1 protein-coding gene is annotated in these 289 nt (G+C 42.9%); it reads right to left on the reverse strand.

All coding sequences use genetic code 11. The features are described from left to right. A partial coding sequence (locus HC176_RS19135; protein WP_167920547.1) for an SUMF1/EgtB/PvdO family nonheme iron enzyme occupies positions 1–288 on the reverse strand: 288 nt, incomplete at its 3' end. Position 289 lies beyond the last annotated feature (1 nt).

The raw sequence follows: 289 nt of genomic DNA on the forward strand, positions 1-289 counted from the left end.
TACCGTCACATATCCTGTTTCTTCAACAAATTCCCTGAATTCTCTGTTTGTGACTTCGGTAACATCCATGAAGAAACCATCTACAGCTACAGGATGGGCAGGTTTTTCATGGTCGAGTGCCATTTGGTCATTTTCTACCGCTCCCATGCTAAATTCCCCTCCCGGGATCCAGACCATTCCTTCGGGGGTTTTGATTTCTTCAGGTTTGTCATGCACTACGGCGATTTCTGGTTCTTTTTCCCTGCAACCCAGAATAAACAAAGCCAGAATTAAAAAAGTATAAATGATT

The organism is Tamlana crocina (assembly GCF_012037625.1).